Genomic DNA, 26556 nt, shown 5'->3' with positions numbered 1-26556 from the left:
TCGATTTCGGTATCGCCAAGTTCGATCTCGAATTCGCCGTCACCGAGCACGACGACCACGCGACCGTCGCGTTGACGTTCGCGCGCGACCTGTTCGACGACGACACGGCCGCCTCGATGCTCGAGCGATACGTGCGAGTGCTCTCGGGTGCCGCGACCGATCCGTCGGCGGCAGTGGGTGACGTCGATCTGCTGACGGACGACGAACGCATCGCGCTCCTGCAGGCGCCGGAGGGTGCCCCGTACAGGTCGCTGCCCGGATTGTTCGCCGACGCCGCCGCCGACCCCGAGGCTCTCGCGCTCGTCTCCGGCTCCGCGGCCGTGACCTACGGCGAGCTGGACAGGCGCTCGAACATCCTCGCCGGCAACCTCATCGACGCCGGGGCAGCGCCCGGATCGGTCGTGGCGGTGGCGGTACCGCGATCGGTGGACTCGGTGATCGCGTTGTGGGCCGTCGCCAAGACGGGCGCCACGTACCTGCCCGTCGATCCCCGCTACCCCGCGGCGCGCATCGAACACATGCTCACCGACTCCGGTGCGCGCCTGGGTGTTGCCGACTCCGCGCTGCCCGGCGACATCACCTGGGTGTCGCCGCATACCGGCGGTGACGACAGGCCGATCACCGGTCGCGTGCCGTGTCCGGACGCCGGCGCCTACCTCATCTACACCTCCGGGTCCACGGGCGTGCCCAAGGGCGTCGTCGTCACACACCGCGGACTCGCCGCGTTCGTCGCAGAGCAGCAGCGCCACTACCGGCTGCAGCCCGGCGACCGGGTCGCGGCGTTCGCGTCGCCGAGTTTCGATGCGTCGCTGCTCGAGATCTTCATGGCCGTAGGCGGTGGAGCCATACTCCACTTGATCCCGACCGACGTGTACGGCGGCACCGAACTCGAGGAACACCTCGCGTCGGTGACACACCTGTTCCTCACCCCGGCTGCCCTCGCGACCCTGGATCCCGAACGGCTCGAACAGATCAGAGTAGTCGTCGTCGGCGGCGAGGCATGCGAGCCATCGCTGGTCGAACGGTGGGCGCCGGGACGGGAGATGTTCAACGCCTACGGCCCGACGGAGTCGACCATCATGGCCACCCACTTCGGGCCGATGACGACGGGCGAACCCGTGCGGATCGGCCGGCCCGTGATCGGCACCGGCGCAGTAGTGCTCGACGCGCGGCTGCGTCCCGTTCCCGACGGGGTCCCGGGCGAGCTGTACGTGTACGGTGCCGGACTCGCCCGCGGCTACCACGAGCGGACGGCGCTCACCGCATCCCGATTCGTCGCGAACCCGCTGCACGGCGGGCTCATGTACCGCACCGGCGACCTCGTCCGGTGGGTCGACGGCCACCTCGACTACCTGGGGCGCACCGACTTCCAGGTCAAGGTGCGTGGTCACCGGATCGAAGTGTCGGAGATCGACGCGGTGCTCGCCGAACATCCCGGTGTCGATGCGGCGGTGACCGTGCCGCACGAGGCGACCGGCACTCTCGTGTCGTACGTGGCCGGCACCGTCGATCCGGCCGAGCTGTCCGAGCACGCCGCGCAGGTGCTGCCCGGGTACATGGTGCCGTCGTCGATCACCGTCGTCGACGCTTTCCCGCGCACCGGCGCCGGCAAGATCGACACCCGCGCACTCCCCGAGCCTGCGTTCGCAGCAACAGAATTCGTCGAACCGAGCGGCGCGGATGAACAGCGCGTGGCCGACGTATTCGCCGAGATACTCGGCCTCGACCGGGTGGGTGCGCACGACAACTTCTTCGCGCTCGGCGGCAACTCGCTGTCGGCGACGCGGGTGATCGCGCGGCTCGACTCGTCGCTCGGGGTACGTGCATTGTTCGAGAACCCGACGGTCTCGGCGCTGGCAGTCGCGGCCCGCGACAGCGCAACGGGAGACCGTCCTGCACTGGTCGCAGGTCCGCGACCCGAACACATCCCGCTCTCGCCCGCACAACAGAGGATGTGGTTGATCAACCGGTTCGACTCCACGTCGCCGGTCTACAACATCCCCGTCGCGGTGCGTCTGTCCGGGCACCTCGACGTCGACGCGCTTCAGGCGGCGGTCGACGACGTCGTGCAGCGGCACGAGACCCTCCGCACGGTGTTCCCGGCGACCGAGACCCACCCACACCAGGTGGTGGTCGACGCCGCACCGCTCGATCTCACCCCGCGTGCCGTCACCGCCGACACGCTGTACGACGAGATCGTCGCCGTCGCCGGTCGCGGGTTCGACGTCACCGTCGAGACCCCCGCCCGCGGCGCGCTGTTCCGGCTCTCGGACGACGAGCATGTGCTCGCCGTCGTGGTCCACCACATCGCCGCCGACGGCGCCTCGACGGTGCCGCTCGCCCGCGACATTCTCGTCGCCTACCAGGCGCGACTGTCCGGATCGGAGCCCGCGTGGGCGCCGCTCGCCGTGCAGTACGCCGATTACGCGGTGTGGCAACGCGCTCTGTTGGGCGATCAGTCGGATCCCGCGTCGATCGCGGCGCGTCAGATCGCGTACTGGACCGAGACGCTCGCCGACACGCCGGCGGTGCTCGATCTGCCCGCCGACCGCCCGCGACCGGCAGTCGCCTCACAGCGCGGCGCCCGCACCGACTTCCGCATCGATGCCCACACCGTGCGCGCCCTCGACGACCTCGCGCGCAGCCACGGCGCGACCCGCTTCATGGTTCTGCACGCGGCGCTCGCTGTGCTGCTCGGCAGGCTCGGATCCACCGACGACGTCAGCGTGGGCACGCCCATCGCCGGTCGCGGGGAGGCCGCGCTCGACGATCTCGTCGGCATGTTCGTGGGCACCCTCGTGTTGCGCACCCGGATCGATCCGGGCACCGGATTCGCCGAGTTCCTCGAGCAGGTCCGCGACATCGACCTTGCCGCATTCGGTCATGCCGACGTGCCGTTCGAGGAGATCGTCGACGCCGTCGACCCCGTCCGTTCGCAGGCACACGCACCGCTGTTCCAGGTGTCGCTGTCGCTGCAGAACCAGGGCACCGGAATCCTCGAGCTGCCCGGCCTCGCGGTGGAACCCCTCGACCCCGGTATCGACGTTGCCAAGGTGGATCTCGAATTCACCCTCCGTGACCACGATGGTGGACTCGCTGCGTCGCTGACCTACGCGACCGATCTGTTCGACTCCGCGACCGCCGCAACCCTCACGGACCGGTGGGCACGACTGCTTCGCGCGATCGCATCCGACCCGACGCTCACCGTGGGCGACCTGCCGCTACTCGACGACGCCGAGACCGTCCATGCCCTCGCGCACGCGATTCCCGCTGCACTGCCGGTCCGATTGCTGCCCGACATCTTCGCCGCCGGTGTCGCTGCGAACCCCCACGGTATTGCCGCGACCGACGGGACCCGCACGCTCACCTACGCCGAACTCGACCGCGCCTCCACCCAGCTCGCCCACAAGCTGCTCGGACGCGGTGTCTTTCCGGAAACCGTGGTGGCACTGTCGTTCCCGCGATCGATCGATGCGATCGTCGCAGTGTGGGCGGTCGTGAAGACCGGCGCCGTGTTCGTGCCGATCGACCCGGCGTTGCCGACGGCGCGCATCGAATATCTGCTGTCGGATTCGGGTGCGAGCGTCGGGATCGGTGCCGGCCCCTCCGATGTGCAGTGGCTGTCGGTCGAGGCGGACGACCAGCCTGATACTCCACTTGCGCCGCCGATTACGGCGTCGTCCGCGGCGTACATGATCTACACGTCGGGTTCCACCGGCACCCCGAAGGGCGTCGTCGTCACGCACCGAGGTCTGGCGGCGTTCACCGCCGAGCATCGATCGGAACTCGGCCTGGGCACGACTTCTCGGATGCTGCGGTTCTCGTCGTCGAGCTTCGACGCCTCGGTGTTCGAACAGATCGCCGCGTTCTCCGCCGGCGCCACCATGGTGGTCGCCCCGCCGGAGATCGTCGGCGGCGCCGAGCTCACCGACCTGCTGAGACGCGAACGCGTCACGCACATCCTCACCGCGCCCGCGGCGCTCGGCACCCTCACTGCCGGCGACCTGCCGGAGCTCGAAGCCGTGGTCGTGGGCGGCGACATCTGTCCGCCCGAACTCGTCGAACGATTCGGCCCGACCTGCCGGTTCGTCAACAGCTACGGCCCCACCGAAACCACCATCATCATCACAGCCACCGAACCGCTGACGCCGGGCGACGCCATCACCATCGGTACCCCCATCGCGGGTTCGGGTGCGGTGGTGCTCGACCACCGGCTGAAGCCCGTCGCCGACCGCGTCATCGGTGAGCTGTACCTGTCGGGTGCCGGTCTTGCGCGCGGCTACCATCGTCGCCCCGCCCAGACCGCCTCCCGATTCGTCGCGAATCCGTTCACCGGCGACCTCATGTACCGCACGGGCGACCTCGTGCGACGCACCATCACCGGTGACCTCGACTTCGTCGGCCGCAGCGACGCGCAGGTCCAGGTCCGTGGGTTGCGTATCGAACTCGGTGAGATCGAAGCCGCCCTCACCCGCGGCGACGACGTCGCGCAGGGGATCGTCGTCGTGCATTCGGACCCGCACACCGGCGACCGCGTCATCGGCTACGCCGTGCCCGCGGAGGGGGCCGATGTCGATCCGCAGCAGATCCGCGACCGGCTGGAAGGCGAACTCCCGGCGTACATGGTGCCCGCGCAGATCCTCGTTCTCGATGCTCTGCCGATCACCACGCACGGCAAGCTCGACCGCAAGGCACTGCCCGTACCCGGGTTCGAGACGCGTGCGTTCCGGGCACCCGAGGGACCCGTCGAACAGATCGTCGCCGCGGTCTACTCCGACCTGCTCGGAACCGACCGCGTGGGCCTCGACGACGACTTCTTCGAACTCGGCGGCAACTCGCTCAGCGCCACCCAACTCGTCGCACGACTGGGCGCGGCTCTCGACACCACCGTCCCGGTGCGGGCCGTGTTCGAGAACCCGACGGTGAGTGCGCTCGCTGCGGTGGCAGCGCACACCGCCGGCGAGGGATCACAGCCTCCTCTGGTGAAATACGATCGGCCCGAACATATCCCGCTGTCGCTCGCGCAGCAGCGGATGTGGTTCCTCAACCGGTTCGACCCCGATTCGACGGCGTACAACCTGCCGATGGTCCTGCACGTGCGTGGCGACCTCGACATCGACGCGTTGCGGGCCGCGATCACCCGTGTCGTGGAGCGTCACGAAACCCTGCGTACCGTCTACCCCGAGACGGCGGACGGCCCACAGCAGCTCATCCTTCCGGTGGAGCAGGCGGTCCCCGAGTTGGATATCGTACGTCCCGGCGAGGATTCGCTGTTCTCTGCCGTGGTCGATTTCGTGGTGCAACCGTTCGACGTCACCGCCGCGGTACCTCTGCGGACACGACTGTTCGAACGCGCCGACGGTGATCACGTCTTCGCGATGGCGGCGCACCACATCTGCGCCGACGGCTCGTCGATGGCGCCGTTCGTCCGCGATCTCCTCGTCGCCTACAGTGCGGCGGTCGCAGGGGACACTCCGGCGTGGAACCCGCTCGACGTCCAATACGCGGATTACACCCTGTGGCAGCGACACGTACTCGGCGACGAAGCCGACCACGATTCGGTGATGACCCGGCAGCTCGACTTCTGGCGCCGCACGCTGGACGGCCTGCCCGACCTGCTGCAATTACCCACCGATCGCCCGCGTCCGGTGGCGCAGTCGTACGAGGGCGCGCAGATCGAGTTCTCGATCGACGCGGCACTGCATGCGCGTCTCGTCGACCTCGCTCGCGCCCACCACGCGACACCGTTCATGGTGGTTCACGCAGCCCTCGCCGTGCTCCTGTCTCGCCTGTCGGGTACCGGCGACATCGCGGTGGGCACCCCCATCGCGGGTCGCGGTGAGTCCGCACTCGACGATCTCGTCGGTATGTTCGTCAATACCCTCGTGCTGCGCGCCGATGTGCGGGCGGACTCGTCGTTCACCGACCTGCTCGCTGCGGTGCGGGAGAGCGATCTGCAGGCGTTCGCCCACGCCGACGTCCCGTTCGAGCGGCTCGTCGAAGTGTTGGATCCGCCGCGCTCGACCGCGCGGCATCCGCTCTTCCAGGTCGGATTCTCGTTCCAGAATGTGGCCCCGACGTCCATCGAGCTGCCGGCCCTGAGCATTGCGCCCATCGAACTCGAGCACCGCACATCGCAGTTCGATCTGCACTGGATCGTCCAGGACGAGTACGACGAGGCGGGCGCCGCGGCCGGCATGTCGGGATTCGTCACCTACGCTTCCGCGCTGTTCGACGAGGCCGGCGTGACCGTCTTCGCCGACCGGTTCGTGCGTCTGCTCGAAGCGCTCGTCGCGAATCCGGCCGCCGCGGTGGGCGACCTGCAGATCATTCCCGACACCGAACGCCGTCGGATCATCCACGACTTCAACGACTCCGACCACGACGCTGCGCCGGCAACGTTGGTGTCACTGTTCGACGCGCAGGTCGCGGCCACACCCGACGCGCCCGCCCTCGACGCACCGGGCACGCGGCTGACCTACGCCGAATTCGACGCGCGCGTCAACCGGCTGGCCCGTCGCCTCATCGCCGCGGGTGTCGGACCGGAGTCCGTCGTGGCGCTCGGTATGCGTCGCTCCGTCGAACTCGTCGTGGGCATGTATGCGGTCGCGAAGGCCGGCGGCGCCTACCTGCCGCTCGACCCTGACCAGCCCGCCGACCGCACGGCCTACATCCTCGACATCGCAGCACCCGTCTGTGTGCTCACCACCGACGACACGTTCGACACCGGAACACATCCGGTGCTGCGCGTCGACGAACCCAGCGATCTTCCCGCGACACCCGTCGCCGACAACGAACGTGTCGCGCCACTGCGACCCGACCACACCGCATACGTGATCTTCACGTCGGGGTCGACGGGCCGCCCCAAGGGTGTCGCGGTGTCGCACTCCGCGATCGCCAACCAATTGCAGTGGAAGCGTGAACAGTTCGCGCTCGGCACCGGCGACGCCGTGCTGCTCGCCACCGCGGCCACCTTCGACCTGTCGGTGTGGCAGTTCTGGTCGGCGCTCGTCTCCGGGGCGCGGCTCGTCATCGCAGAACCCGACGGTCACCGCGACCCCGCTTACCTTGGGGCACTGATGCACGACTCCGCGGTGACCACCCTGCACGCCGTTCCGTCGATGCTCGAAGCACTCGCAGCGCAAGGTGAGCTCCCCGCATCGTTGCGTCGTGTGCTCGCGATCGGTGAGGCCCTGCCGCCCGATCTCGCGCAGCGCATCCGCAGCACAGCACCCGAGCCGACCCTGTCGAATCTGTACGGCCCCACCGAAGCTGCCGTGTCGGTGACCTGCCACGACGTGACGGACGACGACACCATCACTGTGTCGATCGGCGGACCCGAATGGAACACGCGCCTGTACGTCCTGGATGAACGATTCCAGGTGGTACCGGTCGGTGTGCCGGGCGAGTTGTACCTCGCGGGCGCACAGTTGGCCCGAGGCTATATCGGACGCGCCGATCTGACCGCGGACCGCTTCGTCGCGAATCCGTTCACCCCGGGAACGAGGATGTACCGTACCGGCGACCTCGTGACCTGGACCGACAAGGGAACCCTCGAGTATCTGGGCCGCACCGACTTCCAGGTGAAGGTGCGCGGATTCCGTATCGAACTCGGGGAGATCGAGACCGCGCTGCGCAACGAGAGCACCGTGGCCCAGGCCGTGGTCGTCGCCCACCGCGATCCGCGCCTCGGTGAGCAACTCGTGGCATACGTCGTGGGAGACGGGGCACTCGACACGGACGCCCTGAAGAAGGCGCTGGCCATTCGACTTCCGAGCTACATGGTGCCGTCGGCCTGGGTGGTGCTCGACGCGCTGCCGCTCAACGTCAACGGCAAGGTCGACCGACGTGCTCTGCCCGCGCCGACCTTCGGAACGACACAGTTCCGCGCGCCCACCACACCCGTCGAGCAGATCGTCGCAGGTGTGTACGGTGACGTACTCGAACTCGACCGGGTGGGCGTCGACGACGACTTCTTCGCGCTCGGCGGTAACTCGCTGAGTGCAACACGGGTCACCGCGCGCCTGGGTGCCGAACTCGGCACCACCATCCCGGTGCGGGTGCTCTTCGAGCACCCGACGGTCGAAACCCTCGCCGTCGCAGTGCTGGAACAGACCGAGGGTGCAGACCGACTCCCGCTCGTGGCGGGGGAACGCCCCGAACCGGTGCCGTTGTCGCCGGCACAGCAACGGATGTGGTTTCTCAACCGGTTCGTTCCGGATTCGGCTGCCTACAACATCCCGATCGCGGTGCGTCTGTCCGGCACCGTCGATGTCGATGCGCTCGACGCCGCGGTCGCCGACCTGATCGATCGCCACGAAATCTTGCGGACCGTCTACCCCGAGGTCGACGGCACCGGACACCAGCGTGTTCTGGCCCCGCGCGCAGTGACTCTCGATCTCAACCCGGTTCCGGCATCCGACGACGACGTCGTCTCGCTGGCAACCGAATTCATCGCGCGCGCGTTCGACGTGACCCACGACGTCCCGGTGCGGGCACGGCTGTTCCACCTCGGTGGCGGCGAATACGTGTTGGTCTTCGTCGTCCACCACATTTCGGGCGACGGCTACTCGATGGCGCCGCTGATGCGCGACGTGATGGTCGCGTACACCGCCCGCGCTGCCGGTGAGCGCCCGGCGTGGACACCGCTCGCCGTGCAGTACGCCGATTACGCGCTCTGGCAGCGCGAACTGCTCGGTTCCGAAGACGATCCGGCGAGCGTCGTGTCGCGGCAGGTCGCCTACTGGTCCGAGACACTGGCCGGAGCGCCCGCGGAACTCGACCTGCCCACTGACCGTCCGCGTCCCGCGGTCCGCTCGCAGCAGGGCGCGCGTCGCAGCGTCGCGATCGACCGCGACCTACGCGACCGGCTCGACGAACTTGCCCGAGCGCATCATTCGACGTTGTTCATGGTGATTCACGCTGCGTTCGCGGTGTTGCTGTCCACGTTGTCGGGCAGCCGCGATCTCACCATCGGCACGCCCGTTGCAGGACGCGGCGAGGCGGCACTCGACGACCTGATCGGGATGTTCGTCAACACGCTCGTATTGCGCACCGACGTCGACCCGGACCGGTCGTTCAGCGAGTTCCTCGACTCCGTCCGCACCGCCGATCTCACGGCGTTCGCGCACGCCGACGTACCGTTCGAAAGCCTCGTCGACGTCCTCGCACCCGTGCGCTCGCAATCACGGACCCCGCTGTTCGAGGTCATGCTCGTCCTGCAGAACATGCAGCACACCGCGTTCGAACTCGACGACGTACGGATGAGCGCCCTCGACGTGGACTTCGCCGAGGCACGTTTCGACCTGCAGCTCACGATGGGCGAAACCTACGACGACGCCGGAGACATCACTGGCATGGTCGCCGAATTCACCTACGCAACAGCACTGTTCGATTCCTCCACCATAGAGACGATCGCCGGGCGCTTCGAACGTGTCCTGCGGACCGTGGTGGACGAACCCGAACGCAGAGTCTCGACCATCGACGTGCTCGGGCCCACCGAGCGCGCGGAACTGCTCACCACCTGGAACGGCACCGCGCCGCAGGGGACCCTGCCGAGCCTCTTCGACGCGCAGGTGCAGCGGACGCCCGACGCGATCGCGGTGGTGGCCCACGACGTCACCCTCACCTACCGCGAGTTCGATTCGCGCGTGAACCGGCTCGCGCGTCACCTGATCTCCCTGGGCGTCGGACCCGAGACCCACGTCGCGTTGGCGATGACACGGTCGCTGCACCAGCTGATCGCGATGTACGCGATCGTCAAGGCCGGTGGCGCCTACGTCCCGATCGACCCGGACCTGCCCGACGAGCGCAACGAGTACGTCCTCGAGATGGCGGCACCCGTTCTCCTCGTCACGACCTCGGACCTGACGCTCACCACGCTCAGCGACGTACCGGTGTTGTGCGTCGACACGGTCGAACTCACGGATGTGGCCGACACGACGGTGACCGATGCGGAGCGGATCGGTGCGCTGCGTCCGGAGAACACTGCATGGGTGATCTTCACGTCGGGCTCCACCGGCAGACCCAAGGGTGTGTCGGTTCCGCACGGGCAGGCCGCGGTCGCGATCGACTGGCGTCAGCAGCGGTATCGACTCGGGGTCGGCGATACCGTCCTCCAGAAGACCGCGTTCACGTTCGACGCGTCGGGTCGCGAATTCTGGTGGCCGCTCACCGCCGGTGCGCGCCTCGTCGTCGCGTCACCGGACGGACACCGCGATCCGTCCTACCTTGCCGCAGCCATCGAAGAACACGGCGTGACCTCGGCATACTTCGTTCCGTCGGTACTCAGCGAGGTCGTCGCGGTGGCGCGCGAGGGTCAACTGGATTCGCTGCGCCAGGTGTACTGCTCGGGTGAGGTACTGACTCCGCGTCTCGCGCAGGCCGTGCATGCGGCGAGCGGGGCCGAGGTGTCCAACGAATACGGCCCGACCGAGTTCACGCTCTCGATCACCCGCCACATCGCGTCCGACACCGGCGTGCCGTCGCTGCCTGTCGGTAGACCGCAGGGCGACGTGGGCGCGTACGTCCTCGACGCCAGGCTTCAGCCCGTTCCGCGCGGCACCGCGGGCGAGTTGTATCTCGCAGGGCAGCAACTCGGTCGCGGCTACGTGTCGCGGTCGGAACTGACCGCAGAGCGGTTCGTTGCAGACCCGTACGGACCCAACGGAACCCGTATGTACCGCACGGGCGATCTCGTGCGGTGGAACAGTGCCGGCGAACTCGAATACGTGGGCCGCACCGACTTCCAGGTCAAGCTACGCGGCCTGCGTATCGAACTCGGCGAAGTGGAAGCCGCGTTCGGTGCGCAACTCCCAGTGCGTCAGGTCGTCGTGGTGCTGAGGAAGGATCCCCACGTCGGCGACAGTCTCGTCGCGTACCTCGTCGCGCACGACGACGCCGCGCTCGACGTCGACGACGTGAAGAGTGCAGTGGCACAGCGTGTCCCGTTGTACATGGTGCCCTCGACCGTGATGGTGCTCGACCGGATGCCGCTCAATCCCTCGGGCAAGGTCGACCGTAAGGCGCTGCCCGATCCCGTGTTCGAAGAACGTGAATTCCGCGCACCCGTGACGCATGTCGAGCAGACCGTCGCGTCCGTATTCGCCGACGTCCTCGGCGTCGAACGTGTCGGGCTGGACGACGACTTCTTCGCGATCGGCGGCAACTCCCTCGTCGCGACCCGCATCGCCGCCCGTATCGGAGCCGCACTGCACACCGCTGTGCCGGTTCGTGCGATCTTCGAAGCACCCACAGTGGCGGGCCTGGCCGCCGAGGTGTTCCGGTACGGATCCGCCGACCGCCCGGCCCTCGTACCGCGAGAGCGCCCCGAGCGGATCCCGTTGTCGCTTGCGCAGCAGCGGATGTGGTTCCTCAACCGATTCGATCCCGATTCCGCGACCTACAACATCCCCGCGGCGATCAGACTCACGGGCGAGCTGGACGTCGACGCGCTACGCGGCGCTGTCGGCGATCTCGTTGCACGCCACGAGATCCTGCGGACCGTCTACCCCGAGATCGACGGTGCCGGAGTGCAGGTCATCAGGCCTGTCTCCGAGGTCACCCTCGATCTCATCGAGGAGGACGTCGAACCGGGCAGGGCGATCGAGGTCGTCACCGGCGTCATCCGGTCGGGATTCGACGTGACCGCGGACGTACCCGTCCGCGCACGCCTGCTCCGCGTCGGTGAGTGCGAGTTCGTCCTCGTCGTCGTCGTGCACCACATCGCCGCCGACGGCTTCTCGATCGGGCCGATGCTCCGCGACGTCATGGTCGCGTACGCGGCCAGGTCGACCGGAGAAGCCCCGGCCTGGGCGCCGCTCGACGTGCAGTACGCAGACTACAGTCTGTGGCAACGCGACATACTCGGCTCCGAAGACGATCCGACGAGCGTCATCTCGCGGCAGATCGACTACTGGATGGGCGCACTCGACGACGTCCCCGACGTCCTCGAACTGCCGGCCGATCGTGCGCGACCGGCCGTGGCCTCCTACCGCGGCGCCACTCACCGCATCGGACTCGACGCCTCGACGCACCGGAGCCTGCTCGATCTGGCCCGAAGCCGGAATGCAACGCTGTTCATGGTGCTGCACAGCGCCCTGAGCGCTGAGCTCGCGTGGCTGAGTGCCACCGACGACATCGCGGTAGGCACCCCCGTCGCCGGCCGCGGCGATCAGGCCCTCGACGACTTGATCGGCATGTTCGTCAACACCCTCGTGCTCCGCACCAGGGTCGATCCCGAGGAGTCGTTCTCGGCGCTGCTGTCACGTTCCCGAGACATGGCTCTCGGCGCCTTCGCGCACGCGGACGTGCCGTTCGAGCGACTCGTCGAGGTTCTCGACCCGCCGCGGTCACAGGCACGGAACCCTCTGTTCCAGGTGATGCTCACCCTCCAGAACATGGAGCGCCGCCACTTCGAGCTCGGCGACGTGCGGATCGAGGCGATCGACGCGGATCTCGGCGAGGCCAAGGTCGACCTGCAGATCACCGTGGTCGAAATGTTCGACGACGACGGCGCACCCGCCGGCATCGCCGTGGAGTGGACATATGCGACCGACCTGTTCGACGACTCGACCGTCGCTACGTTCGCAGAGCGCTTCACTCGATTGCTGGGGGCGGTCGTCGCAGATCCGGACCTGCGTATCGCTGCGCTGCCGTTGGTCGCCGACGCCGAGCGGGCCCGAGTTCTTGCGTTCGCTGTCGGGCCGGAACTTGTTGTAGACAAGGGGATTACGGGTCCGAGTTCCGAGGCGACCGCAGTCACCTCGGCCCACATGTCCTTGACCCGTCGTGAATTCGACGAACGTGTCGCGGGGCTGGCTCGTGCACTGATCGCACGTGGCGTCGGGCCGGAGACACGTGTCGCGGTGTACATGGAGCGCAGCATCGACCTGCTCGTCGGCATCCACGCGATTCTTCAGGCCGGTGGCGCGTACGTCCCGCTCAACCCCGATCACCCGGCCGAGCGCGTCTCTCATATCATCGAGACTGCGAATCCTGTTCTTGCGCTGGTCAGTTCTTCTGCCGTTGTACTTCCCGTCTCGACGCTCGACGTCAATTCTGTCGGTGCGTCGAACGGCACATCACCGATCTCCGACGACGACCGGCTCGCACCGCTGTGCCCCGGCCACACCGCGTATGTGCTGTTCACCTCGGGATCGACGGGCCGGCCGAAGGGCGTCGCCGTCACACATCGCGCACTGAGCACTCAGCTCGACTGGATGCAGCACACGCTCGAGCTGACCTGCGACGACGTGATTCTGTGGAAGACACCCGTGACATTCGACGCGTCGGTGTGGGAGTTACTGCTGCCCATGCGTCTCGGCGCGCGCCTTGTCGTCGCCGCCCCCGACGGCCACACCGATCCGGCTTACCTCGCGTCGGTGATCGCCTCGGAGAAGGCGACGGTTGCCCAGTTCGTGCCGTCGGTGCTCGATCTCGTCCTCGACGAGGATCCCGGATCGTCGCTGCAACATGTGTTCTCGGGCGGCGAAGCGCTTCGGTCCGCTACCGCCGAACGCGTGTGCGATGTGCTCGGCGCACAGATCCACAACCTGTACGGGCCGACGGAAACCACGATGCAGGTCGCTCACCGAACCGGCGCATCCGCTTCGGGCCCGAGTATTCCGATCGGCAGGCCGGTAGCGAGTACGACTTTGCTGGTGCTCGACACGCGACTGCAGCCGGTTCCGGTGGGTGTGCGCGGCGAACTCTACGTCGCGGGAGCCCAGGTTGCTCGCGGATACGAGAACGCCCCCGGCCAGACGGGGTCGCGCTTCGTCGCCGACCCGTATTCGGCGAGCGGTGCGCGGATGTACCGCACCGGCGACGTCGTGCGCTGGACGTCCGCGGGAGAACTCGAATACCTGGGCCGCAGCGACCATCAGATCAAACTGCGGGGCCTGCGCATCGAGACCGGCGAGATCGAGTCGGTGCTCCAATCGATGGACACCGTCGTCGCGGCGGCGGTCACAGTGGTGTCGGATCGGCTCGTCGGCTACGTGGTTCCCGCTGCCGGTGCGCACGTGGACCTCGAGTCCGTTCGTCACGCCGCGGCAGAGCAGTTGCCGTCGTACATGATTCCCGATGCCATCATCGTGCTCGACGCGATGCCGCTCAACACCTCCGGCAAGCTCGACCGCAGGGCACTTCCGGAACCGGTGTTCGAGGCACGGGAGTTCCGGGCGCCGACGACACCGACCGAAGAGATCGTGGTGTCGATCTTCGGCGCCGTCCTGGGCGTCGAGCGGGTCGGTCGCGACGACGAGTTCTTCGCGCTCGGCGGTAACTCTCTCAACGCGACCCAAGTTGCGTCGCGAGTCGGTGCGGCAGTGGATGCCCTGGTTCCGGTGCGGATGCTATTCGAGTCGCCGACCGTGGTCGCGCTCGCTGCAGCCGTCGACGAGCTTGCAGGCTCCGGTGGCGTGAGTCCACTCGAGCCGCAGCCGCGGGTAGGGCAGATCCCGTTGTCGCTGGCGCAGACCCGGATGTGGTTCCTCAACCGATTCGATCCGGATTCCGCGGTGAACAACATCCCGGCGGCGATTCGGTTGTCGGGACATCTCGACGTCGAGGCGCTGCGGGCTGCGGTCGCGGACCTGGTGTCGCGGCACGAGGTGTTGCGGACGGTGTATCCGGAGGTCGACGGTGTCGGCTACCAGGTTGTGTTGCCGGCCTCTGAGGCTTCGGCTCTGCTGTCGGTCGAAACGGTCTCTGAAGATACGGTGTTCGACGCCGCAGCAAAGCTGGTGGGCGCTGGTTTCGACGTGACGGCGGAGCCGCCGGTGCGGGTGCGGTTGCTGCAGGTGTCCGATACCGACCATGTCTTGGTTGTGGTTGTGCATCATATTGCGGCCGATGGATTCTCGATGGGTCCGTTGTCGCGCGATGTGATGCTGGCGTATGCGGCGCGAACTCAAGGTGAGGTGCCTTCGTGGGAGCCGCTCGAGGTGCAGTACGCGGATTACGCGATCTGGCAGCGGAAGGTGCTCGGTTCCGAAGATGATCCGGCGTCGCTGTTGTCGCGTCAGGTGGCGTACTGGTCCGAGGCGTTGTCCGGGCTGCCTGATGTGCTGGATTTGCCCGCGGACCGTCCACGTCCGGCGGTGGCGTCGTATCGTGGTGCGTCGCATGAGTTCGGACTCGATGCGCAGCTGAAGTCGGGTATCGACTCGCTCGCGCGAGAACACGGCGTCACGCCGTTCATGGTGATCCACGGTGTTCTTGCGGTGGTTCTTGCGCGGTTGTCGGGGGCCGATGACATCGCGATCGGTACGCCGGTGGCGGGTCGTGGGGAGCAGGCACTCGATGATCTGATCGGGATGTTCGTCAATACGTTGGTGTTGCGTACTCGGATCGATGCGGGCGAGTCGTTCGAGGGTCTGTTGTCACGGGTCAGGGATGTGGATCTGGGTGCGTTCGGGCATGCGGATGTGCCGTTCGAGCGTTTGGTGGAGATGCTTGATCCGGTTCGGTCGACTGCGTGGAATCCGTTGTTCCAGGTGATGTTGACGTTGCAGAACTTTGCGCCGTCGGAGTTCGAGTTGCCGGGGTTGACGTTGTCGGCGGTCGAGGCTGATTTGCAGCTCGCGAAGTTCGATCTTCAGGTGACGATGTCGGAGCTGCCCGACGACGGCGGATTTGCTGTCTCGTTCACGTACGCGACGGATCTGTTCGATGAGTCGACGATTGTGTCTGCCGCCGAGCGCTTCGTTCGAGTGTTGACGACTGTGGTCGAAGAGCCGCAGGTGATTGTCGGTGATGTCGATTTCCTGACCACGGACGAACGTGCTCGATCGCTGAAATCGGGTAGGGGACAGCTTGTCCCTGCGTCCGGATTCACTGTTCCGGATCTCATCAGGCAAGGCGGTGAGCGTTCACGCGATGCGGTGGCGATTGTCGGCGTCGACTCGATGCTGACGTACGGGGAATTCGGAGACCGGGTCGCAGTTCTTGCGCGTCATCTGATTCTGCGTGGTGTCGGGCCCGATACTCGTGTGGCGGTGGCGACGAGCCGTTCCGTTGAGATGGTTGTCGCGATCCATGCGGTGCTTGCTGCGGGCGGTGCGTATGTGCCGATCGATCCGGAGCAGCCGGACGAACGTATCGCGTACGTACTCGACATCGCAGACCCACTACTCGTGTTGAGTGCGTCGGGTGAGGTCATCGATACCGATCGCACTGTGGTGTTCACCGACACTCTGGACGTGTCGGACCAGCCGACCGCAGTGGTAACCGACGCCGATCGTCCCACGCCGCTGCGTCCAGAGAATGCTGCGTATGTGTTGTTCACATCTGGTTCGACGGGCCGACCGAAGGGTGTGACGGTGTCCCACCGCGCCGTGGTGAACCAGCTGTTGTGGATGCAGTCGAAATTCGGTGTGGATGCGTCGGATTCGGTGTTCTTGAAGACGCCGGCGACGTTCGATGCGTCGGTGTGGGAGTTGTTGTTGCCGTTCATGTCCGGTGCTCGGATGGTTGTCGCGACAGCAGATGGCCATCGGGATCCGGTGTATCTGGCGGGTGTGTTGGCCTCGGGTGAGGTGAGTGTCGCGCAGTTCGTGCCGTCGGTGCTCGACGCGGTGCTCGATGAACTGGGCGACCCCACGGATGCGCTTCGGTTGGTGTTCGCCGGTGGTGAGGCGCTGTCGTCGGCGACCACCGAACGTGCCCGGAGGTTGCTCGGCGCGCAGGTGCACAACCTGTACGGGCCGACGGAAGTGACGATGCAGGCGACACACCGAGTTGCCGACGAAGTAGCCGGTCCTCGAGTGCCGATCGGTACGGCCGTGTGGAATACCGATGTGTGGGTGCTCGATGTTCGGATGCAGCCGGTACCGGTCGGTGTGGTCGGCGAGTTGTATCTGTCGGGTGCTCAGCTTGCGCGGGGATATGCGGGCCGTGCGCAGTTGACGGCCGAGCGGTTCGTGGCGAATCCGTTCGGTGATCCTGGTGAGCGCATGTACCGCACGGGGGATCTCGTGCGGTGGAACAATGAGGGCGACCTCGAATATGTGGGTCGCAATGATCAGCAGGTGAAGATGCGCGGGCAGCGCATCGAGCTCGGTGAGATCGAGTCTGTGTTGCGCGGCCTGGACGGTGTGGTCGCGGGTGCGGTGGCGGTGCGGTCGGATCAGCTGGTCGGCTACGTGGTTCTCGTCGGCGATCTTTCAACGTCGGATGTGCGCGCTGCGATGGGCGAGGTACTGCCGACGTACATGGTTCCGTCGCAGTTCGTGACACTCGCGGCGTTGCCACTCAATGCGTCCGGGAAGTTGGATCGTAAGGCGTTGCCGGAGCCGGTGTTCGAGGCGCATGAGTTTCGGGCGCCGGTTACTGCGGCTGAGCACGCGGTGGCGTCGGTGTTTGCTGAGGTTTTGGGTGTCGAGCGGGTGGGTCTTGACGACGACTTCTTTGCACTCGGTGGCAATTCGCTGATCGCGACGCGCATCGTCGCGCGGATCGGTGAGGCGCTCGACACGCAGGTTCCGGTGCGGGCGCTGTTCGAGGCGTCGACGGTCGCGGAACTTGCTGCTCGTGCTGAGGCGAGTGCCGGTTCGGGGCGGGCGGCGCCGCTGATTCCACAGTCGCGTCCGGAGCTGGTTCCGTTGTCGCTTGCCCAGACTCGGATGTGGTTCCTGAACCGATTCGATCAGGATTCGGCGGTGAACAATATCCCGGTTGCGATTCGGTTGTCGGGACAGCTGGATGCCGAGGCGTTGCGGGCCGCGGTCGCGGATCTGGCGGGGCGGCATGAGGTGCTGCGGACGGTCTATCCGGCGGTCGACGGTGTCGGCTACCAGGTTGTGTTGCCGGCATCTGAGGCTTCGGATCTCCTGTCGGTCGAAACGGTCTCTGAAAATGAGGTCTTCGACGCTGCTGCGGCGCTGGTAGGCGCCGGTTTCGATGTGACGGCCGAGCCTCCGGTTCGGGTGCGGTTGCTGAAGGTGTCCGAGACCGAGCATGTCTTGGTTGTAGTGGTGCACCACATCGCTGCCGACGGTTTTTCGATGGGCCCGTTGTCGCGGGATGTGATGCTGGCCTACGCGGCGCGAGCTCGGGGCGAGATGCCGTCGTGGCCGCCGCTCGAGGTGCAGTACGCGGATTACTCGTTGTGGCAGCGTCAGGTCCTCGGCTCGGAATCGGATCCCGGGTCGCTGCTGTCGCGTCAGCTGGCGTACTGGTCCGAGGCGTTGGCCGGGTTACCGGATGTGCTGGATTTGCCGGCGGATCGGTCGCGTCCGGCGGTGGCATCGTATCGGGGTGCCTCACACGAATTCGCGCTCGATGAGTCGCTGAGGTCGGGTATCGAATCGCTCGCGCGTGACCATAATGTCACGCCGTTCATGGTGGTGCACGGTGCGCTTTCGGTAGTGGTTGCGCGATTGTCGGGTACCGGTGACATTGCGATCGGTACGCCGGTGGCGGGTCGCGGTGAGCGGGTATTGGACGATTTGATCGGGATGTTCGTCAACACGTTGGTACTGCGGATCGAGATCGACGGTGGGGAGTCGTTCACGGAGTTGTTGTCGCGGGTCACGGAGGTGGACTTCGGGGCGTTCGGGCATGCGGATGTGCCGTTCGAGCGTTTGGTGGAGGTGCTGGATCCGGTTCGGTCGACCGCGTGGAATCCGTTGTTCCAGGTGATGTTGACGTTGCAGAATTTTGCGCCGTCGGAGTTCGAGCTGCCGGGCTTGACGTTATCGGCGGTCGACGCGGATCTACAGCTCGCGAAGTTCGATCTCCAGGTCAGCCTGTCGGACTACGTCGACCCGCGAGGTAATCCGGCGGGTATGAGCGGCGTGATGACGTACGCGACGGATCTGTTCGACGAGTCCACCATCGTGTCGCTTACCAATCGGTTCGTCAGGCTACTGCAAGCCGTGGTCGAAGATCCGACGGTCGCCGTCGGTGAAGTCGACTTGGTCGGTGGCGACGAACGGGGTCGTCTCGTGGAGGCAGGTTGCGGTGACGTGGTGCCGGACTTCGGGCATGTCGTTCCGGACTTGATTGCAGCGCAGGTCGAGCGTGCACCCAGTGGGGTGGCGGTTTCTATCGATGGACTGACACAGACTTACGCGGAGCTCCATCAGCGAGTCGGCCGACTCGCTCGGCACCTGATCTCGCTGGGCGTCGGCCCGGAAACGCTGGTTGCGGTGGCGATGAGCCGTTCTATCGAGATGGTCGTTGCTATCCATGCGGTGCTCGCTGCGGGTGGTGCGTATGTGCCGATCGATCCGGAGCAGCCGGACGACCGTATTGCGTATGTTCTCGATACGGCTGATCCTCTGCTCGTGCTGTCGGTGTCGGTGCCGGTGTCGGGTGAACGGGTCCTGGCCGACCGTGTCGTGGTGAAGGTCGATGACATCGACCTCGCCGGGTACTCGGGTGAGCCGATCGCGGCTATCGAACGTCGTGTGCCTTTGCATCCAGGGAACACGGCCTATGTTCTATTCACTTCCGGATCTACCGGCCGGCCCAAGGGTGTTGCTGTTTCGCACGGCGCGGTGGTGAACCAGTTGTTGTGGATGCAGTCGAAGTTCGGTGTGGACGCATCCGACTCGGTGTTCTTGAAGACGCCGGCGACGTTCGATGCGTCGGTGTGGGAGTTGTTGTTGCCGTTCATTTCTGGTGCTCGTATGGTGATCGCGGGAGCGGAGGGCCATCGTGATCCGGAGTACCTGGCCGGTGTGCTGGTCTCGGGCGAGGTCACGGTAGCGCAGTTCGTGCCATCGGTGCTCGATGCGGTCCTCGACGTGGTGGACGACCCGACGGATGTGTTGCGGTTGGTGTTCTCCGGCGGAGAAGCGTTGTCGGCTGCGACCGCACGGCGAGCCCGGAGCCTGCTCGGCGCAGACGTCCACAACCTCTACGGGCCCACGGAAACAACCATCCAGGTCACCCATCGACTCAGCATCGACGGCGAGGGCGGGATCGTCCCGATCGGTGCTCCGGTGTCGAACACCCAGGTATTCGTTCTCGATGACCGCTTGCAGTTCGTCCCGGCCGGGGTCCCCGGGGAGCTCTATGTCGCAGGTGCACAGCTGACTCGTGGATATGTCGATTCACGTCTCACAGCAGACCGCTTCGTGGCGAATCCGTTCGGTGTTGCTGGTGAGCGGATGTACCGCACGGGGGATCTGGTGCGGTGGAACCGTGCGGGTGAGCTCGAGTATGTGGGTCGTAACGATCAGCAGGTGAAGCTGCGTGGTCAGCGCGTCGAACTCGGTGAGATCGAAGCTGTATTGCGTGGGTCCGAGGGTGTCGTCGCGGGCGCGGTGGCGGTGTGGTCGGATCAGTTGGTCGGGTATGTGGTTCCGGCCGGAGAGACGGATGTTTCAGGTCTGCGCGCTGCGATGTCACGGGTTCTGCCGGGCTACATGGTCCCGTCGCATTTCGTGACGCTCGAGTCGTTGCCGTTCAATGCGTCCGGGAAGTTGGATCGTAAGGCGTTGCCGGAGCCGGTGTTCGAGGCACACGAGTTCCGGGCGCCGGTTACTGCGGCTGAGCACGCGGTGGCGTCGGTGTTTGCTGAGGTGCTGGGTGTCGAGCGGGTGGGTCTTGACGACGACTTCTTTGCACTCGGTGGCAATTCGCTGATCGCGACGCGCATCGTCGCGCGGATCGGTGAGGCGCTCGACACGCAGGTTTCGGTGCGGGCGCTGTTCGAGGCGTCGACGGTCGCGGAACTTGCTGCTCGTGCTGAGGCGAGTGCCGGTTCGGGGCGGGCGGCGCCGCTGATTCCACAGTCGCGTCCGGAGCTGGTTCCGTTGTCGCTCGCCCAGCAACGGATGTGGTTCATCAACCGATTCGACCCGGAGTCGGCCGCCTACAACATCCCGATGGCGTTGCGGATGTCTGGTGAACTGGACGTCGACGCGCTGCAGGCTGCGGTGCGCGACGTGATCGACAGGCACGAATCGCTTCGGACTGTATACCCCGAAATCGACGGCGTGGGAATCCAGAAGGTTCTCCCCACGTCAGACATCGATTTGGATCTCACTCCGACTCATCTCACCGAAGCGGAGCTGATCACCGTCGTGAGCGACGTGGTGACAGTCGGATTCGACGTCACAGCCGAGGTCCCTTTGAGAGGAAGGCTTTTCCAGCTCGACCGATCCGAGTATGTCGTGGTTTTCGTCGTCCATCACATCTCGGGCGACGGCTTCTCGATGGGGCCGCTGGCGCGTGACGTCATGACTGCATACCTCGCACGGGTTGCAGGTGAAGAACCGTCATGGGCGGCCTTGCCGGTGCAGTACGCGGACTACACGTTGTGGCAGCGCGAGGTTCTCGGCTCGGAGGACGATCCACAATCGGTCACAGGACACCAGATCGGATTCTGGAAGCGCGAGCTCGCCGGACTGCCGGATCAGCTGGATCTGCCGGCCGATCGCCCGCGTCCTGCCGTGCAGTCCCTCCGTGGCGCGAGCGTGGACATCTCCATCGATGCCGACCTGCATCGTGGGTTGGCGCAACTCGGTCGCCGGTCGAACGCCACGTTGTTCATGGTGGTGCACACGGCGTGGGCAGCATTCCTTGCGCGGATGACCGGCACCGATGACATCGCGGTCGGTAGCCCCATCGCCGGTCGTTCCGAGCGCGAGTTGGACGACCTGATCGGAATGTTCGTCAACACTCTCGTGTTCCGGACACGGGTGGAACCGGATCAGAGTTTCGCGGAGCTCTTGGAGCGAACGCGCGAGACGGATCTGAACGCCTTTGCGAACGCGGATGTGCCGTTCGAGCGTCTCGTCGAGGTACTCAACCCGGCTCGGTCGACGGCGCGTCATCCGTTGTTCCAGGTGGGATTGTCGTTCCAGAATCTGACTCAGTCCACATTCGAGCTTCCGGGGCTGACGCTGTCGGCAGTGGAGGCCGATACGCATGTCTCGCAGTTCGATCTGCATTTGATCGTGTCGGATCTCTACGACGCCGACGGGACAGAACTCGGCTTGTCCGGCACGATGACGTACGCGACCGACCTGTTCGACGAGGCGACCGCAGCGGGACTTGTCGGGCGTTTCGTTCGGATGCTCGACGCCATCATGTCGGACGCGACTGTTCCGCTCGGCGACATCGAGCTGCTCGAACCGGAAGAGAAGTCCCGGATACTCGAGGGTTGGAACGACACCGCACACATGGCGGACAGCGTGACGACGTTGGTGGACCTGTTCGAGGAGCAGGTCCGACGCGATCCCGACGCGACGGCCTTGGTGTTCGAGGGTGAGCTGCTGACCTACGGCGAGTTCGATGCGCGTGTCAACCGAGTGGCCCGTCGCCTGATCGCATTCGGTGTGGGGCCGGAGTCGACCGTGGTATTGATGATGCGCCGGTCGGTGGAACTGTTGGTGAGCATGTACGCCGTAGTGAAGGCCGGCGGCGCGTATGTACCGGTAGATCCGGATCAGCCGGATGAGCGCAACGCGTACATCCTTGGAGCGGCCGATCCGGTGGTTGTTCTCACCACGGAACGTGATGCAGTGGTTGTTCCCGGAGCAGGCTCTGTCCCCAATCTCGAGATCGACATCGCAGACCTGTCGGAATTCGCAGACACTCCGGTGTCGGACGTGGAGCGACATGCACCTTTGCGGTCGTCGAACACCGCATATCTGATCTTCACATCGGGGTCCACCGGCCGCCCGAAGGGAGTCGCGGTGCCGCACGCAGCGATCGTGAACCAGATGTTGTGGAAGCGGTCGTATTTCGACATCGGCTCTGGCGACGCCGTGCTGCTCAAGACCGTCGCGACGTTCGACCTGTCGGTGTGGGAATTCTGGTCGGCGCTGGTTTCCGGTGGTCGTGTGGTGATCGCGTCTGCCGATGGGCATCGTGATCCGGCGTATCTGAATGCGCTGATTGCCGAGCAGGGCGTAACGACGTTGCATGTGGTGCCGTCGATGCTCGAGGCGTTGCTGGTCGAGTCGTCGGGCGAGTTGTCGTCGTCGTTGCGTCGGGTGTTGGCGATCGGTGAGGCGTTGCCGCCGTCGACGGCGCAGCGGTTCATGGCGTCGAACGAGGCGCGGTTGGTGAACCTGTACGGCCCGACCGAGGCTGCGGTGTCGGTGACCGCGGGTGACGTTGTCGAGTCGTCGGGTGCGTCGGTGTCGATCGGTGTTCCCGAGTGGAATACCCGGGTCTATGTTCTCGACGAGCGGTTGCATCCGGTGCCGGTGGGTGTCGCGGGTGAGTTGTATCTGGCGGGTGTGCAGTTGGCGCGGGGTTATCACGGTCGGGTGGATCTGACCGCGGAGCGTTTCGTCGCGTCGCCGTTTGCGGCGGGGGAGCGGCTGTACCGCACGGGTGATTTTGTGAGGTTCACCGCGGACGGCGAACTGGACTACCTGGGCCGCACCGACTTCCAGGTCAAGATGCGTGGTTTCCGGATCGAGCTCGGTGAGATCGAGACCGCGCTGCGTGGTGTGGACAGTGTCCGTGACGTGGCGGTGGTTGCTCGAAAGGACGAACGGACCGGTGCGCAGTTGGTGGCGTACGTGGTGCCGGAGTCGAGTGTCGAGGGCGATGTGGCCGGGTTCGATGTGGCGGCCGCGAAGGTCGAATTGGCGGCAGGTCTGCCGTCGTACATGGTGCCGTCGGCGTTCGTGGTGCTCGAGGCGTTGCCGTTGAATGTGAACGGCAAGTTGGATCGGAAGGCGTTGCCGGAGCCGGTGTTCGAGGCTCGTGAGTTCCGTGCGCCGGTGTCGCCGGTGGAGGAATCGGTGGCGGCGGTGTTCGCCGAGGTACTGGGCGTCAAGCAGGTGGGTCTGGACGACGACTTCTTCGCGCTCGGCGGTACTTCCCTCGTCGCGACGAAACTCGTCTCGCGTCTGCGTGCAGAGTTGGACACCCAGGTGCCGTTGCAGTGGTTGTTCCAGGCGTCGACCGTCGAAGGCCTCGCTCGATTGGTCTCCGAGGGCTCCGACGCGAGTATGTCGGACGCGCTCCGTCCGGTGCTGCCGCTGCGCACGGAGGGTTCGGGCACACCCGTGTTCTGCGTGCACCCGATCGTCGGGCTGTCGTGGTGCTACACCGGCCTGTCCCAGCAGCTCGATACCGATGTCTACGGTCTGCAGACGCCGGCCGGTATCGAGGCCGACTTCGTGCCTGCCACCCTCGACGTCCTCGCCGTACGGTACGTCGAAGAGCTTCGCCGCGTTCAGCCGCACGGGCCGTACCGTCTGCTGGGCTGGTCACTCGGCGGTGTGATCGCCCATGCGATGGCGGTGCAGCTGCAGGCCGCCGGTGAATCGGTGGACCATCTCGTGATGCTCGACAGCTTCGTGGGCGGCTCGTCGGAGCTTCCGACCGACGAACGGGCAACGGTGTCCATGGAAGACCTGCTTGCGGGCTTCGGCTTCGACGGCACCGAGCCGCAGGATGTCGCCGGGCTCGTCGCGACCGTCGCAGAGCTGACCGGTAACTCGGTCGACGACACCGAAGAGATGGTGCAGCGACTGATTGCCACGGCAGAGCACAACTCGATGCTGCTCAGCAGGCACCGGCCGGAGGTGTTCGACGGCGACGTCCTGTACTTCACCGCGGCAGCCGACGGTCGTCGTGGAGCCACGGGTTGGACCGACGCCGTCACCGGCGAGATCCATGATCATTCAGTGCCCGTGACTCATTGGCACATGACGTCACCCGAGGCCCTTGCGGTCGTCGGCCCGACAGTGCGTAGAGTCGTCGAACTGCATCCGACTACCGATAAGGGCGAATCCGCTACATGAATAAGAACGTTCTGCGTCGAGCGGTCGTGTGCGCCGCGGTCGCGGTCGCCCTGGCGGTGCCGGCCGTGCCCGCGTCCGCCGCGCCGGCGGCCCACGTGGACAGTACCGAGCAGATCGACGATCGACACACGGACATGTACGTGTACTCGCCGTCGATGGACAGAAACATTCCCCTGCAGGTCATCAAGCCTGCAGATACGTCTGTTCCGCGCCCGACGCTGTACCTGCTCAACGGTGCCGGTGGAGGCGAGGACGGAGCGAACTGGCTCAACCAGACCAAGATCCTCGACTTCCTCGAGGACAAGAACGTCAACGTCGTCATCCCGGCCGAAGGAATGTTCACGTACTACACCGATTGGATCGAGGAAGATCCGGTCGTCGGAGTGGCCAAGTGGCAGACATTCCTGACAGAGGAGTTGCCCCCGGTGATCGACGATGCCCTGGGCACCACGGGTGTCAACGCGATCGCGGGCCTGTCGATGGCGGCGACGTCGGTGCTCTCGCTGGCGATCCATGCTCCGGACCTCTACCGTGGTGTCGCGTCGTACAGCGGGTGCGCGCAGACCAGCGATCCGCTCGGCCAGGCCTACCTGCGGTCGGTGATCGAGGGCATGGGGGAGACCGACGCGACCAACATGTGGGGTCCGTACGACGGTGACGGCTGGGTGGAAAACGACCCTACGGTCAACGCCGAAGGCCTACGCGGTCTATCTCTGTACATCTCCAACGGAACCGGCCTGCCCGGACCGTACGAGGATCCGTCACTTCCGCGGACGCCGCAGGCCCCGCCGCTACTCGATCAGGTCGTCGTCGGTGGCGTCATCGAGGCAGCCACCAACATCTGCACCCACCGACTCCAGGAACGGTTGGAGGAACTCGAGATCCCCGCGACGTTCCACTTCCGACCTGACGGCACCCACTCGTGGGGCTATTGGGAAGACGAGCTTCAGCGTTCCTGGCCGCAGCTCGCTGAGTCGATGGGGCTGTGATCGTCCAGCGCCCTCAGCACGAGCTCGGCTGCTGTCGGATCCGCCAATAGGCCCAGGTGCCCTGCGGTGCTCGACGGACACACGTCCTGCAGCACGATGTTCGTGACGTTCGGTGCCTCCGCGTACCCGCTCGTGTAGGGCACGACGGTCTGGTCGTGGCTGGTGAGGATATTCGTGTAGTCGATCGACGGATCGAAGATCCCCGTATTGCGGAGTCGTTCCAGGAAAGGCGAACCCGGCAACATGTCGGCGCATGCCGGGCACGCCGCCTCCAATGCGGGTCGGACGGCGTCCGGTGTCTCGGATCCGAACACGTCGGTGCCATGCCACATCGGTGCCAGCGACACGTAGTCGGCGACCTTGTCGGCGCCGCCCTGGAACTGCACCCACTGCGACGGGACGAGTGTGCCTTGCGAGTGGCCGACGACATCCACCTGTTCGGCGCCGGTCTGTGCGAGCACTTCGTCGACGAATACAGCCAGCTCGTGCGCGGCCTCGTCGATGGGTCCGAGCCCGCCGACGGCATCGATCGGCCACGGACCATCGACCTCGCCGTACGTGAAGCTGACGACGCAGCGGCCCTCGTTCGCAAGGAGCGGTGCGAGAGTCTGCCAGCCGATCTGCTTGTTTCCGCTCGTGTTGTGCACGAGAACGACGGGTTCCTGTGCGGAGGTGCACGGAATGTTCGCTCCCGCAGGTGAGCCACCAGGGTTCGTCAGTTCGACGACGACCCCGTTGTGGTGGTCGTACGGCACGGGAAGCGGATCCTGAGCGAGTGCGGTGGGAGTGATCGCGAGGGCGATGGCCGTCGCTCCGAGCACAGGTAAGGCACGAGAGAACAC

At 65.9% G+C, this 26556-nt stretch carries 3 protein-coding genes (1 of these 3 running past the window's edge); 2 read left to right on the top strand and 1 reads right to left on the bottom strand.

All coding sequences use genetic code 11. The annotated features are described in order from the left end of the window. Together Q7514_RS22525 and Q7514_RS22520 are read left to right on the top strand one after the other, a co-directional pair. A protein-coding gene (locus Q7514_RS22525; RefSeq protein WP_330135489.1) for a non-ribosomal peptide synthase/polyketide synthase crosses the window boundary here: on the top strand, nucleotides 1-24725 show its 3' portion. It extends 8776 nt beyond the left edge of the window; the window shows 24725 of its 33501 coding nt (coding positions 8777-33501); the start codon falls outside the window, past its left edge; its stop codon occupies nucleotides 24723-24725. Continuing rightward, nucleotides 24722-25714: an alpha/beta hydrolase gene (locus Q7514_RS22520; RefSeq protein ID WP_330135488.1), complete on the top strand. Its 993-nt coding sequence runs from the start codon at nucleotides 24722-24724 to the stop codon at nucleotides 25712-25714. The genes Q7514_RS22525 and Q7514_RS22520 overlap by 4 nt, the downstream gene beginning before the upstream one ends. Here Q7514_RS22520 and Q7514_RS22515 read toward each other — a convergent pair. Further along, nucleotides 25672-26556, bottom strand: a complete 885-nt coding sequence (locus tag Q7514_RS22515) for an esterase/lipase family protein (protein ID WP_330135487.1) — start codon at nucleotides 26554-26556, stop codon at nucleotides 25672-25674. The genes Q7514_RS22520 and Q7514_RS22515 overlap by 43 nt on opposite strands.

Origin of the sequence: Rhodococcus artemisiae (genome assembly GCF_036327795.1) — a bacterium.
Lineage (GTDB): Bacteria > Actinomycetota > Actinomycetes > Mycobacteriales > Mycobacteriaceae > Rhodococcus > Rhodococcus artemisiae.
This window is presented reverse-complemented; position numbering and strand designations above follow the sequence as displayed.

Excerpts from the sequence above, each read along its gene's own strand:
- Q7514_RS22520 (WP_330135488.1), top strand. The coding sequence starts at position 24,722 with ATGAATAAGAACGTTCTGCGTCGAGCGGTCGTGTGCGCCGCGGTCGCG.